Here is a 12,560-nt window from a genome sequence, read left to right as displayed (position 1 = left end):
TGTCTAATGGTTTTCAACTGCAATAACCGACGACAACCGTCATTTACTCTTGTTTTTCTTTGTTGCTTGTTAACGATTCATCTTTTTGCAATGTTTCCTTATGATGTAACCGGATCGTATTTAATATCAGTAAAATGCCGGCAATAATCAGCAGGAGGGGAAAGATAAAATCCGAATGCAGCCAGCTGCTGGCATCGATATACACAATGACGGACAGAACAATAAAAACCGCTGCGGGGAAAACAGCCCATTGCAGTTTGTTGTTTTTAGACCGCTGGGCCCAAAGGTAGAGAAACGTCAGTCCGGTGCCGAACAGGAAAACAACCCCCAGAACATCCGAGGATAACCATTCAAAGGCATTTAGCAGGACAAGGGTTGCCAGAGTAAAGCTGATTCCCGAGGGAATCACGGCCCACCATTGACGTGTATCCCGGCCATACACATAAGCGAATGAAGAGGCTATAGCTAAAAATAAAAGAATTCCGTACAGGCTTCCGGGCAATTCGAGAAAACTCTCTAAGAGAATACCTGCTCCCAAAAATCCGAATACGCATGCGACCAGTAATCTCCACCACTGTTTTCGATTCCCGGCATAGAGCTTTATAAAATAGCCGGCGGCAATCAAAAACAGGGCGCCGAAAATGAAATTATTGAGCGAATAAAAAAAGTCCATTTGGCTGAGCAGGGAAAAAACACCGATAAGGATGATGATGCTGCCGATTAATATATCCTGTTTGCGTCGGTTCATAATAGTTCTCCTTTTATTTAGCCTATACGGAGAAAATAATATTAGGTTTCTTGCAAAATATTTCTTATTGTATAGGATAATTAAAAAATTGCCGCATTTGACGGCATTGTTTTGTTCAAGTGTTGATAATTTAAGAATAAACCCGCATAAATCCAATTTCCATTTGACATTTTCAAGGAAATCAAGTATATTTCGCGGTTGTGTCTTTACGAAAAATAAATTCCTGGAGGAATTGTCTTCATGCAACGAAAACATGTGACACGGTTGATATTTATAGTTGCTTTAATCATTCTTGCAGTGGTGTCGTTATACCCGACGTTTCAGCTGGGTGATCTGCAGGAAAAGGAATCGGAATTATTCAGTGAATTGAACGCCATGACCGGTCTTTCCCAGGTCCAATTGACGGATGCGTTGGTAACCGGTGAATTGGCAAATCTTGTGCGTAAAAACGTATCTGCAGATTCTCAGGAAATCGCACTGGAGACCGCTGATAATCTGATTGAATTGAACCAAAAAATTGATAAAGTCAGCGCCAAAGCCATACGACAGGGTCTTGATCTGCGGGGCGGCACTTATCTTGTTTATGAAACCGATCTGCCTGAACTGCTTCAGGATTTGGCCAAGAACCCCGACGGACGCCTGGAAGAGATCATTCAGGAATCGCGTCAAGCCGTTGAATCAGAGGGTGTGGATTTTTTCGTCGCTTTGGAACAGAGTTTTGAAAAGCGCGATCTTGCCATGAATCGTTATTTTGGCCGCAAGGGTGAAACCCCTGATGAAATTATCCGGGACCTGAAACTGGAAGCTGAAGATGCCATTGATCGAACGCTGGAAGTTCTGCGTAACCGCATTAATCAGTTTGGCGTCTCCGAGCCTTCTATTACCAAACAGGGCGACCGGCGTATAGAGATACAATTGGCGGGTATTCAGAATATCCAACGCGCCAAACGCCTTATCGGTCAGACCGCTTTACTGGAATTCAGGTTGGTAAAAGAAGCAGATATGGTGTGGTCGATTCTGGATGACATTGACCGCGTGTTGCGTTCGCAGCGCGCCGGTAAAGAAATTCTTGATGATGTAGAAACTGAAACCGATACAACCTTTGAAGAAGGAGAGGTCGCGGACGAATCCGAAGTTTCACTCGAAGAATTATTCGGTGATCAGGATACGATGTCTGAAGAAGAGGATACAACGGTTGTTGTTGACGAAAAGACCTTTTCCGAAAAACCGTTCACCTCGCTGCTCCGCCGTTTATCCGGACAGGCCAATTATATCGCGGTTCCGGCTAAGAATTTGAACGCCGTCCAACGTATCATTCAACTGCCGGAAGTTCAGGATGTGATTCCCAATGATACGGAATTTGTCTTTGGACGCTGGCCGATTAATTTTAATGAACAGGAATTTCACAAACTCTACTTGTTGAACAAAGAACCTGAACTTTTAGGAAAAATGCTAACGGACGCCAGTGTGCAAATCTCCGGCGGTGATGCGAGTTTGACCGCGGGGAATCCCCAGGTGCAAATGGAGTTGAACAACGAAGGCGCCAAGATATTTGCACGCGTTACCGGTATGAATGTCGGCCGTCAATTGGCGGTTGTGCTGGACGGTAAAGTCGCTTCCGCGCCGAATATTGATGAGAAAATCCCCACCGGCAGTGCGGTTATCCGCGGCTCGTTCTCCATGGACGAGGCTAAGGACCTGGCTCTGGTGCTTCGTGCCGGTGCGCTGCCCGCTCCGGTGTATGCAATCACTGAGAACACGGTCGGACCGTCCCTGGGACGCGATTCCGTTCAGAGAGGACAACTATCCGCTGTGATCGGATTGGCCCTTGTGGTTGTGTTTATGGTCATTTATTACCGCGCATCCGGCCTTGTCGCTGATTTTGCGTTGCTGCTAAATATATTATTTGTTTTTGCCGTGATGGCCGGATTTCATGCAACCTTGACCCTGCCGGGTATTGCCGGCATTATTTTAACGGTTGGTATGGCTGTTGATGCCAATGTGCTGATATTTGAACGTATACGCGAAGAGTTGCGCGGGGGGAAAACCGTACAGGCAGCGCTTGACAGCGGCTATGGGCGTGCGTTCACAACGATTCTGGATGCCAATGTCACCACTCTGATCACCGCTATTGTTCTTTACAGTTTCGGCACAGGGCCCATCCAGGGATTTGCATTGACGCTGTCTATCGGTATCGTTGCCAGTATGTTCACGGCTATTGTTGTCACGCGTCTGGTATTTGAACTGGTTCTGGCTCGTTATAAAATTAAAACATTAAGTATTTAATATAGGATAAAGTAATGCAATTTTTTCAGAACCTCAAAATTGATCTGATCGGAAAACGTAACATCGCCTATGTTGTTTCAGGTGTCCTTATACTCATTGGCTTAATTTCTCTCGTCATTCAAGGCGGTCCACGTTACGGGATTGATTTTACAGGTGGAACTTCATTACACCTGGCCTTTGAAAAGTCGATTTCCGCGGAGCAAATACGTGAATCGCTTACAGATATCGGTCTGGCGGATGCTGAAATTAAGCAGATGGGGACTGCTGAAGAAAATGAAATCATGATTCGAGTGGAACAGCAGCACGAAGGCGCAGAGACAGCTGGTCTGGTTGAAACAGAACTGGGCAATGATCTGTCGGATAATCCGTATGAGATCATCTCGGTACAGGAAGTCGGCCCCAAAATTGGAGGAGAGCTTCGGCGAGCAGCGATCATGGCTGTTCTCATCTCCCTGCTTGGCATTTTGATTTATATCAGCTGGCGGTTCGAGTTTAAATTTGCCGTCGGTGCGGTAGCGGCTCTCTTTCATGATGTTTTGATCACACTTGGCATATTTTCACTGCTCAACCTGGAAATATCGCTTGCAGTGGTAGCCGCTTTCCTGACCATTGTCGGTTATTCGCTCAATGATACCATTGTGGTGTATGACCGAATTCGTGAGAATATGAAAACTCTTAGACGTGAAACGTTTCCAAACCTGGTGAATATCAGTCTGAATCAAACGATCAGTCGAACCGTTATCACTTCAGTCACAACTTTGTTTGTGCTGTTGGTTCTGTTCCTGTTCGGCGGCCAGGTCATTCATGATTTTTCTTTTGCCATGATTGTTGGTGTTGTGATTGGAACGTATTCTTCTATTTTTGTGGCCAGTCCTATTGTTTTAGAGTGGGAGTTGCGTTCTGATCCGAAAAAACGCTCGGGCCGTAAATCTCGATAGGTGTGTTTATGGAAATTAAAGAACAGTTACATGATGATGTTGTTGTTTTAAAGTTGTCCGGTGAGATGATGGGAGGACCGGATGCGACAGCCCTGAATGACAAACTGCACGAGTTGATCGAATCCGGTAACCTCAAGGTGGTTGTGGATTTGTCTTTAGTGAGCTGGGTTAACAGTTCCGGTCTGGGCATTCTTATCGGCGCGTTGACCACGATCCGCAATGCAGGCGGTGAACTTGTAATCGCATCGGTTACGGATCGTATCCAGCGGCTTTTACAGATTACAAAACTGGACAAGGTGTTTGATATCTATGATGTGGTAGAGTCTGCGGTCGCTGCGTTTTAGCAAATAGTCTGAAATAGGTATCATTTTTAAGCTCCGTTACGTTGCCACGGGGCTTTTATATGTAAGAGGAGTGTTATGGGAGCTACTGTGGTCATTGGCGCTCAATGGGGCGATGAGGGAAAAGGAAAAATCGTTGATCTGCTGAGTGAAAAGATGGACATTGTTGCCCGCTATCAGGGTGGACCCAATGCCGGGCATACGGTTGTCGTTAAAGGGGAACAGATCATACTGCATCAGCTTCCATCCGGGCTTTTGTGGCCGCACACTCTGAATGTGATTTGCAATGGGGTGGTGATTGATCCGGACGTATTCGTGGATGAATTGCAGCTGGTCAAGGATCACAATATTGATTTTAAGGACAGACTGTTCATCTCGGACCGGGCACACCTGATTATGCCCTATCACCGGGAACTGGACAAGGCAAAGGAAAAAAGTCTGTCCAGCGATCAGAAAATCGGAACCACGGGACGCGGTATCGGCCCGGCCTATATGGACAAAATATCCAGAAGCGGCATCCGGGTTTGTGATTTGACTGATGAACCCGTTCTTTATGAAAAAACCCGTCGAAATGTCGAGTATGCCAACGAACAGCTGGTCAAAATTTTCGGTGAAGAACCGTTGGATGTTCAGGCTGTTGTGGATCAGGTTTTAAACTATTCCGAGACGATTGCTCCGTTCATAACCGATACTTCGGTTTTTCTCAACCGGGCTTTGCATGACAACAAAAGCGTTTTGTTTGAAGGCGCGCAGGGTACGATGCTGGATATTGATCACGGCACATATCCGTTTGTTACATCATCCAATCCAACCGCAGGCGGAGTATGCGCCGGAACCGGAGTCGCGCCGAATGTCATCGATGAGATATGGGGTATCGTCAAAGCCTATACGACCCGTGTCGGCAAAGGACCGCTTCCGACTGAATTCGATCCTGAATTTGCAGAGACCGTCAGAGAACTGGGCGGAGAATTCGGGGCAACCACCGGACGGCCGCGGCGCTGCGGTTGGTTCGATGCCGTCGTCGTTCGCAATTCGGTTCGGGTAAATGGGCTTTCCGGCCTGGTTATCACCAAACTGGATGTTCTGGATTCCCTTGAGAGCTTAAAAATCTGCACCGGCTATAACTATCAGGGGAAGGTTATTAAAGACTATCCCGCTGATCTCACAAGGCAATACAATGCAGAGCCTGTTTATGAAACTCTGCCGGGTTGGAAGACCTCAACCCGGCATGTAACCTCGTATGAGCAGCTGCCCCCCGCTGCCAAAGAATATCTGCAGCGTATTGTTGAGATTTTGAATGTTCCTCTGATTATTGGATCGGTGGGGCCTGATCGGGAACAGACATTCTTCGTAGAATAGCTATTTCTTTCTCTTAAAAAGCCCAATCAATTTTCGGAACAAAGATTTGATGCGCTGCCAAATTCCTTTGGGCTCCGGATGCAAGAGCCGGTTTCGTGACTCGATATAATCCTGGGCCTCCTGCTCTGAGAGATCGCGGCGCCCCAGATTTTCATGAAATTCCCAGTCCAATCCCCTCACTTTATCATCACCGACCGGTACGACTTTGACGACAACTTTTTTCCAGCCCAATTGGCGACAGGCCTGTAATCTCCGGTAGCCGCTCAGCAATTGATTGTTTTCATCAACGATGATAGGGTGAATTAATCCAACCTGTTTAATCGATCGCATCAGCAGAGATAAATCTCCTGTTTCACGGCGTAGTCTGTCCTTTATCTGGATATCATCAATGTCAATACGCATGTTTAATCCTCCTGTTATATAGTGTATGTTTGCTTCTCGCGGTGCGACAAAGTTCCAAAAGCTGTTCCCGGCGAAGATTTTCATTTTCGAACAGGAATGCCGATGACCGCAATAAATTCCAATTTATTGGATTTTCAGAAACGACCCGGTTTTTATACAAGTCACTGCCCGGCGCCAGGTAAAAAACGGATGGTTTGATATCCGCTTTTTCTGATTCAAGCAGGTTAAATAATTCTTTAATTTCTTTCAATTTTTGGTTGGGCAATCCAATGATCGTAAACACATGTACATGCAATCCGCATTTTTGAGCTTTGCGTATGCGGTCAATCAGGTCCCTAACCTGTTTTTTATTGTCATCAATACACGTACCCGGGGGTTGTGTAAAAGAGAGAAAAATATGTTCAAATCCGGCCCGTTTCATTTTTTCAAAGATAGGCTGGGAGAGAGGTTTATAATACAATCCATTCAGTGCGATTAGACGACTGTCTGACAATATTCGACTGGCAAGGATGTTCTCTAATAACTGTTCAAACCATCCCGGGTCCATTGTAATGTTGTCATCTTCAAAGTTAAATGCTTTTATGCCTTTGTGAACGGTATTCCATTCCATTTCTTTAATAATGTGGTCAACCGGGCGTTTGCGAAATTTGTGTCCAAACATAGCCGATACTGAACAGTAATCACACAGATGCGGACATCCGCGGCTCGCTGTGAGGGAAATCGCCGGTTCTCCGTTTTGCATATAATCCCGGTTTTGGGCTAAATGATGGGCAGGAAAAAGGTCATGCCACTTTAGGGAAATTTTTCGGGTTCCAAAAATCCGATTCATGAGTACCGGAAGGTTTTTTTCCGCTTCTCCGGCGCAAAGTTTTACCTGGTCCGGAAGTGTACCGCGGAGTTGATCTCCCAGGGCTGTGATGTGGTGTCCGCCCACAATGATCGGGACTAAAGTCACTGAACAAATATCGTTGATCAGTTTTTTTGTGGCAGAATAATAAGCTGTAAAGTTTGATGAAATCCCGATAAAGTCCGGGTTTTGTTCTTTGATATTCTGAATAATTGTTTCAGTGTCCATACCAAAGTGATAATAACCTTTGTATAGAAAAGAGTTGTCCTGTATAAACGGACGCAAGTAATTAAAATCGTTTGGCAGCCGTAATTGGCGTTTTCGGTGCGGCGCCAGGCAGTCCAGTAATTTCACCTGGATGTCGAGTTTCTCCAAAACGGCGGCAACGTAGAGCAGACCGAGGGGGTACATACGCCCGGGAGTTGTAAAAAAATCTTGTAATGGAGGCTGTACAAGTAATGCTTTCAAACCGGATCCTGTTTGTTCTTGTATAAAGTTAGTATTCATTTTCAAGAGCCGTTTCAGTAAATAAATGACCGGTTTTTGTTGTTATAGAATGTAACATTATCTTTAACCGTTCATATATCTAAACGGATTTTTGTGCGCGAACATTTCCGTCGATAACAAAAATATGTTGAATCAGAAAGGATTGCTATATGCGTGAAAAAAGCAGACTGTATATCGCCTCTCAACAGGATATTCTTGATGCCAGGGTGACTGATGTGTATTTTGATCGAACAAAAACCATACTGCAGTCCGAGAATATCCACAAAAAGGTGGTAATGGAATGCACCATTAAAAGTATCCCGAAACCCTACAAATGGGGTGTGTTCACGGGGCTCGAAGACGTCATAACATTACTGGAGAACAAGCCTGTGAATGTTTGGTCTGTACCGGAGGGTACGTTTTTTCACGAGCATGAACCGGTCTTGATAATAGAAGGTGATTATACAAAATTCGGCTGTTATGAAACCTCTATTTTGGGAATGTTATGTCAGGCCACCGGGGTCGCCACAAAAGCTTCCCGATGCAAACTTGCCGCCCAGGGACGGCCTGTTTACAGTTTTGGCGCCCGGCGCATGCATCCGGCTATTGCTCCCCTGATTGACAAAAGCGCTTACCTTGGAGGATGTGATGGAGTGGCTGCCGTCAAAAGCGCCGAGATGCTGGGACTCGATCCGGTCGGGACGATCCCGCATACATTGGTTTTGCTGAAAGGTGATACGATAGAATCCGCGCGTTCTTTTGACGAGTTGATGCCGGATTCGATTCCACGGGTTGTATTGATTGATACGTTTAATGATGAAAAGTTCGAAGCGATTCGTGTCGCTGAACAGCTAAAACGGGTTGATGCGCTCCGGCTTGATACACCCGGGAGCCGGCGTGGGGATTTTCTGAATTTACTCAAAGAGGTGCGATGGGAACTGGATATGCGCGGTTACAAGGATATTAAATTGTTTGCGTCCGGGGGACTGGATGAATATTCAATCATGAATTTGAATGAAATTGCCGATGCGTATGGAGTGGGAACCTCGATCAGCAATGCCCCGGTATTTGACTTTGCCATGGATATTGTCGAGATAGAGGGAGAACCGCTTGCCAAGCGCGGTAAAATGGGCGGTAGAAAAACGCTGCTGCAGAAAAACGACGGCAAGCAGCGCATTATCCATCCGTCGCAGGCCAAAAAGCCGAAAGGCTATAAGGAAGTCTTGATACCGATCATTCAAGATGGAAACGTGATCACGGATTTGCCGACTGTATCAGGTATCCGTGAAAAAATTCTAAAGGTTCTCGGGACTTTGTCCGTAACAGATGAAATTACCGTTTGAGAAAAAACCGAAAAGCCGGAACCATAGCGGCTATTCCAAAAAGAATCCACGGCACATTGACGTGACCATTCCGGGCATACCAGGTCATCTGTTCAGGGGGGAGGTTGATAAAGACCATGGATACGCCGTTGTTGAGAGCGTGAAGGATAACCGCCGGCAGAATGGAGCGGGTCTTCCAGGTCACATAGCCCAAAATTAAGCCGAGAACAAGAATTTGAAGTGAGGTCCAGGGATTAAAGTGCAGGATTGCAAATAATACGGCAGAGAGCACAATGGCAATGGCCGGATCACGATAGTATTCAAGGGATTGCTGGAACAAGCCTCTGAACAGCATTTCTTCCACGATAGCGGCAATGAACACTCCCGTGAAGATCAGCAATAGGGTCTGCGGCAGAGAGGTAAAGGTCACCATTTCCGTGATTGCACGCTGCAGCTCTTCCGGAAGCGGGAAAAAATGCATCACCAGTCGATCCAGTTCGTCCGTAAGTATATAAATCGGAACAAAAAACAGAACAGTTGCAAACAGCTTTCGCGGTTTTACAGGCTTGATCCGGAAGGCTTTTAATAAAGAATGCCTGGTCCTCAAAACGAACAGCAGAGCAGGTATAATAATAAATAATTCACCGGCCAGCAAAAATAATAAATGACCTGTGGAAAGTGGCAAAAAGTTCAGCACTATGATTCCAATGATGGTCAGAAACAAGACCAGCATTATTTTTTGCGGCTCGGGCGGCTGGTAACCGGTATCAGAATTCATGAGCGTTCCAGAGTTAAATGGTACATGAGAATTGAACCTGCAATGGCGGCATTCAGTGAATCTGATTTGCCGTTGCCGGGGATAGAAATGACAGCGTCACAACTATTCAGCAGAGGGGGAGACAACCCTTCAGCTTCACTTCCCAGCGCACATAATATTTTATCCCTGTTTTGAAAATCGACAAGCGAGGTGTCAGCGTTTGCTGCAGTGCCTAAAATGACATAACCTTTTGTTTTCATTTGGTTGCATATGTCAATCAGGTCTGCATTTTCAGTAAAGGGAACCTTGAAAATCGCACCCATTGAACTGCGTACAACCTTGTCATTGTAAACGTCAACGCAGCCTTGCGACAGGATGATGGATGAAATACCAAACCAGTCTGCTGTCCGGAACAACGTGCCGATATTTCCCGGGTCCCTGATATGATCCAGGGCCATGATTATAGGTCCCGGATTTAAATGAGGTTGCATCCTGGAAACGACCATACCGATACCCTGGGGTGAGCGGGTGCTGGACAGGGATTTGAATCCTGATGCAGACACCCTATGTATGGGGATGTCCGAGAGTTCAACAGACGCCAGTAATGCCCGACCGCGTTCGGATATCAATTGCGGACAGGCGACGGCATAGGCGATGGCTGCGCGTGCCTGATAAGCTTCTTCGCAAATTCGCACACCTTCTATGAAAAATTGACCGGATTGATCACGGACTTTTTTCCCGGCAAGAGAACGGATAAATTGAATCTGTCTCCGGGACAGGCTCGGCGCATTTTCGAATAAATGATCAGTCATGTTTTAAAAAAGTCTGCCACTGCATCCAGCGCCATGGTCTGCTGATCGCCGGTTTCCAGAGTTTTGACAATGACGTTGCTTTGTTCCAGTTCTGTTTCACCGAGGATGACGGCGTAGATGCAGTTTTTACGGTTGGCATCGCGCATCATGGCTTTCATACTTTTTTGTCCAAAGGCAAGATATACACCAATATTTGATTCACGCAGTGATGCCGTCAGTTGAACGGCTGTATTTCTGACTTTATCTCCCAGCGGACAAAGATAAACGGAAGGTGACGGCAGGTCAGGAGGTGTAATGCCTTGTTCCTTCATACTGAGAATAATACGTTCGATTCCGGAACCAAATCCAATGCCGGGCGTCGGTTCGCCACCCAGCTGCTCGATCAATCCGTCATATCTTCCGCCTCCGCACATGGCATTCTGTGAACCGATGCCCTGAATCCAGACTTCGAATACCGTTTTAGTGTAATAATCAAGTCCGCGCACCAGTTTGTGGTTGATTTCAAATGTTCGCCCGGTTTCTGCTAAATAGGATTGCAATCTGGTGAAATGCTCCTCGCACTCTGAACAAAGATGTTCACTGATCACCGGCGCGCTGGCTATAATAGGCTGGCACTGCTCTTCCTTGCAGTCCAATAAACGCAAGGCATTGCGATCCAGACGGTTTACACAGTTTTTGCAAATGCTGTCGTAGTGTTTGCGATAATATTCTTTTAATTTACCAATATAAGCGGGCCGGCATGTCGGGCATCCGGTAGAATTGAGCTGAAATTTCAGTCCGGTAAAGCCAAGTTCGCTGTAGATCTGCCAGGCGATGGACATGACCTCAAAATCCAGGGCCGGGTCCTGTTCGCCCAATGCTTCAACATTAAACTGGTTATGCTGGCGAAAGCGTCCGGCCTGGGGACGTTCGTATCGGAACACCGGTCCCTGACTGTAAAGCTTAACCGGTTTGGGCTGTTTGTGTAATCCGTTTTCAATATAAAGCCGCATCACCCCGGCTGTAAATTCAGGGCGCAGGGTCAAACTGTGATCCCCCTTGTCCTGAAAGGTGTACATTTCCTTTTCGACAATATCCGTGGTATCCCCTACACCGCGTTCAAACAAACGGGTTTCTTCAAATATCGGGGGGTCTACCCGTAAATATCCGTAAAGCTGTGTGATCTTTGCAATTTTCTGTTCAATCAACCGCCAATACGGCTGTTCTTCCGGTAAAACATCTCGAACACCGGTGACTGATTTGTATTTCATTCGTCTGGTTGCTCCTTATATGTGATCCATCATTCCATGTAGAATATTCTGTGCCCGATCTCGGTCTTTTCTTTTTACAAAAAGCTGATAAGACCCGCCTGATATATTGGTGCCTTTTACCAACAGACTGCTTCCGACGACATCCTGTTTTAATATACAGGTAATGCCTTCATTTTCCAGAACTTCTTTGACCATTTTCGCATACACCTCTCCGGGTAAGGAATAGAGGCCGATGAATGTTTCTTGTGTGTCATCGGCAGATGAAGATTCGAGTTTTTTATGACAATGCGGACACTCTTTTATCTCTTTTGCAAACAAGCGCTGACAATCCGGACATTGTTTCATACGCACCTCCTTAAATAAAAAAAGGGCTTTTACAGCCCTGGCTACACATTGCAAAGAAACAGAATCTCAGGAAGAAAAGTGCTTTTGTTCTTCCTTTTCGATCGCTGATAATATTTGCTCCGCATTCCGGGCTTTGGCCAGACGCTGTCTGAACTCTTTTCGGTGCATGAGTCTCGATATGCGACTGAGTGCTTTTAGATGCGGCCCCGCCTGATCGTTGGGTCCTACCAGTAAAAAAACGATTCTTACAGGTTTTCCGTCTATGGCCTGAAAATCCACGCCCTGTTTGGTGATCCCCAATGCAGCGGTTAATGTTTCAACACCATCTGATTTTGCATGCGGAATGGCGACACCATCTCCCATACCGGTACTCATAATCCGTTCCCGCTGCTGGACCGCCTGAAGAACATCATCTCTTTTGTCGGTTTTTTGAGCCTGGTGCAGAATATCGACCATTTCTTCGAGGACTGCGTTTTTTTCTGCACCTTTAAGAGGGATTTTTATGACATCGGGCGATAAAATGTCGGTTAAATTCATTCTGTCTCCTTGATATAAAGGGAAATATATAAAAAAAAGACAAAAATACAAAAAGTATTAATGGCAAAGCGGATTAACGGGGAGGGGATGATGCTTCAGGATTGAATAAACCAGAGGCCGTGTTATGTTG

At 46.0% G+C, this 12,560-nt stretch carries 13 protein-coding genes; 5 read left to right on the top strand and 8 right to left on the bottom strand.

Features of this window, described 5'->3' with window-relative positions; translation table 11 throughout:
- Positions 1 to 43: 43 nt before the first annotated feature.
- Positions 44 to 748, bottom strand: coding sequence for a hypothetical protein (locus U5R06_19590; protein MDZ7724947.1), 705 nt, complete (start codon positions 746 to 748; stop codon positions 44 to 46).
- Between the two features lie 240 nt (positions 749 to 988).
- Between U5R06_19590 and secD the strand changes: the two genes are divergently transcribed.
- From secD to U5R06_19570, 4 genes are all read left to right on the top strand, one after another.
- Entirely contained in the window at positions 989 to 3,034 is a 2,046-nt protein-coding gene (gene secD / locus U5R06_19585) for a protein translocase subunit SecD (GenBank protein MDZ7724946.1), read from the top strand.
- 14 nt (positions 3,035 to 3,048) lie between these two features.
- The gene (gene secF / locus U5R06_19580; protein ID MDZ7724945.1) at positions 3,049 to 3,972 is read left to right on the top strand and encodes a protein translocase subunit SecF; all 924 of its coding nucleotides are present in this window, start codon (positions 3,049 to 3,051) and stop codon (positions 3,970 to 3,972) included.
- An 8-nt stretch (positions 3,973 to 3,980) separates the two neighbouring features.
- The gene (locus U5R06_19575; protein MDZ7724944.1) at positions 3,981 to 4,316 is read left to right on the top strand and encodes an STAS domain-containing protein; all 336 of its coding nucleotides are present in this window, start codon (positions 3,981 to 3,983) and stop codon (positions 4,314 to 4,316) included.
- Positions 4,317 to 4,391: 75 nt separating this feature from the next.
- Positions 4,392 to 5,672, top strand: a complete 1,281-nt coding sequence (locus U5R06_19570; GenBank protein ID MDZ7724943.1) for an adenylosuccinate synthase — start codon at positions 4,392 to 4,394, stop codon at positions 5,670 to 5,672.
- Here U5R06_19570 and U5R06_19565 read toward each other — a convergent pair whose 3' ends face one another.
- The gene (locus U5R06_19565) at positions 5,673 to 6,074 is read right to left on the bottom strand and encodes a ParB N-terminal domain-containing protein (GenBank protein ID MDZ7724942.1); all 402 of its coding nucleotides are present in this window, start codon (positions 6,072 to 6,074) and stop codon (positions 5,673 to 5,675) included. It abuts the gene before it with no gap.
- Positions 6,064 to 7,389, bottom strand: coding sequence for a cobalamin-dependent protein (locus tag U5R06_19560; GenBank protein MDZ7724941.1), 1,326 nt, complete (start codon positions 7,387 to 7,389; stop codon positions 6,064 to 6,066). Before U5R06_19560 ends, U5R06_19565 begins: the two co-directional genes overlap by 11 nt.
- Positions 7,390 to 7,577: 188 nt before the next feature.
- Between U5R06_19560 and U5R06_19555 the strand changes: the two genes are divergently transcribed.
- On the top strand, positions 7,578 to 8,750 hold the full coding sequence (locus tag U5R06_19555) for a nicotinate phosphoribosyltransferase (protein ID MDZ7724940.1): 1,173 nt from the start codon (positions 7,578 to 7,580) through the stop codon (positions 8,748 to 8,750).
- Here the strand turns inward: U5R06_19555 and U5R06_19550 are convergent.
- The 5 genes from U5R06_19550 to U5R06_19530 all read right to left on the bottom strand — a co-directional run bounded on the left by U5R06_19550 (position 8,740) and on the right by U5R06_19530 (position 12,430).
- Positions 8,740 to 9,507: a type II CAAX endopeptidase family protein gene (locus U5R06_19550; protein MDZ7724939.1), complete on the bottom strand. Its 768-nt coding sequence runs from the start codon at positions 9,505 to 9,507 to the stop codon at positions 8,740 to 8,742. The genes U5R06_19555 and U5R06_19550 overlap by 11 nt on opposite strands.
- A complete protein-coding gene (locus U5R06_19545; GenBank protein MDZ7724938.1) occupies positions 9,504 to 10,298 on the bottom strand; it encodes an RNA methyltransferase in 795 nt (264 codons plus the stop codon). The genes U5R06_19550 and U5R06_19545 overlap by 4 nt, the downstream gene beginning before the upstream one ends.
- Positions 10,295 to 11,548, bottom strand: coding sequence for a histidine--tRNA ligase (hisS, locus tag U5R06_19540; protein ID MDZ7724937.1), 1,254 nt, complete (start codon positions 11,546 to 11,548; stop codon positions 10,295 to 10,297). Before hisS ends, U5R06_19545 begins: the two co-directional genes overlap by 4 nt.
- A 15-nt stretch (positions 11,549 to 11,563) precedes the next feature.
- Positions 11,564 to 11,893 carry a DUF2007 domain-containing protein gene (locus U5R06_19535; protein MDZ7724936.1) on the bottom strand — a complete coding sequence of 110 codons (330 nt, stop codon included), beginning with the start codon at positions 11,891 to 11,893 and terminating at the stop codon, positions 11,564 to 11,566.
- A 66-nt stretch (positions 11,894 to 11,959) separates the two neighbouring features.
- Complete coding sequence (locus U5R06_19530) at positions 11,960 to 12,430, bottom strand: PTS sugar transporter subunit IIA (GenBank protein MDZ7724935.1); 471 nt, start codon at positions 12,428 to 12,430, stop codon at positions 11,960 to 11,962.
- Positions 12,431 to 12,560: the final 130 nt, after the last annotated feature.

Source organism: candidate division KSB1 bacterium, from assembly GCA_034521575.1.
In the GTDB taxonomy this organism is placed as follows: Bacteria; Zhuqueibacterota; Zhuqueibacteria; order Residuimicrobiales; family Krinioviventaceae; genus JAXHMJ01.
Note: the sequence above shows the minus strand (reverse complement) of the source record. Positions and strands in the feature narration are given on the sequence as shown.

Coding starts and splice junctions, on each gene's coding strand:
- secD (MDZ7724946.1), top strand. CDS start 989: ATGCAACGAAAACATGTGACACGGTTGATATTTATAGTTGCTTTAATC.
- U5R06_19565 (MDZ7724942.1), bottom strand. CDS start 6,074: ATGCGTATTGACATTGATGATATCCAGATAAAGGACAGACTACGCCGT.
- secF (MDZ7724945.1), top strand. CDS start 3,049: ATGCAATTTTTTCAGAACCTCAAAATTGATCTGATCGGAAAACGTAAC.
- U5R06_19545 (MDZ7724938.1), bottom strand. CDS start 10,298: ATGACTGATCATTTATTCGAAAATGCGCCGAGCCTGTCCCGGAGACAG.
- hisS (MDZ7724937.1), bottom strand. CDS start 11,548: ATGAAATACAAATCAGTCACCGGTGTTCGAGATGTTTTACCGGAAGAA.
- U5R06_19590 (MDZ7724947.1), bottom strand. CDS start 748: ATGAACCGACGCAAACAGGATATATTAATCGGCAGCATCATCATCCTT.
- U5R06_19535 (MDZ7724936.1), bottom strand. CDS start 11,893: ATGAAACAATGTCCGGATTGTCAGCGCTTGTTTGCAAAAGAGATAAAA.
- U5R06_19550 (MDZ7724939.1), bottom strand. CDS start 9,507: ATGAATTCTGATACCGGTTACCAGCCGCCCGAGCCGCAAAAAATAATG.
- U5R06_19575 (MDZ7724944.1), top strand. CDS start 3,981: ATGGAAATTAAAGAACAGTTACATGATGATGTTGTTGTTTTAAAGTTG.
- U5R06_19530 (MDZ7724935.1), bottom strand. CDS start 12,430: ATGAATTTAACCGACATTTTATCGCCCGATGTCATAAAAATCCCTCTT.
- U5R06_19555 (MDZ7724940.1), top strand. CDS start 7,578: ATGCGTGAAAAAAGCAGACTGTATATCGCCTCTCAACAGGATATTCTT.
- U5R06_19570 (MDZ7724943.1), top strand. CDS start 4,392: ATGGGAGCTACTGTGGTCATTGGCGCTCAATGGGGCGATGAGGGAAAA.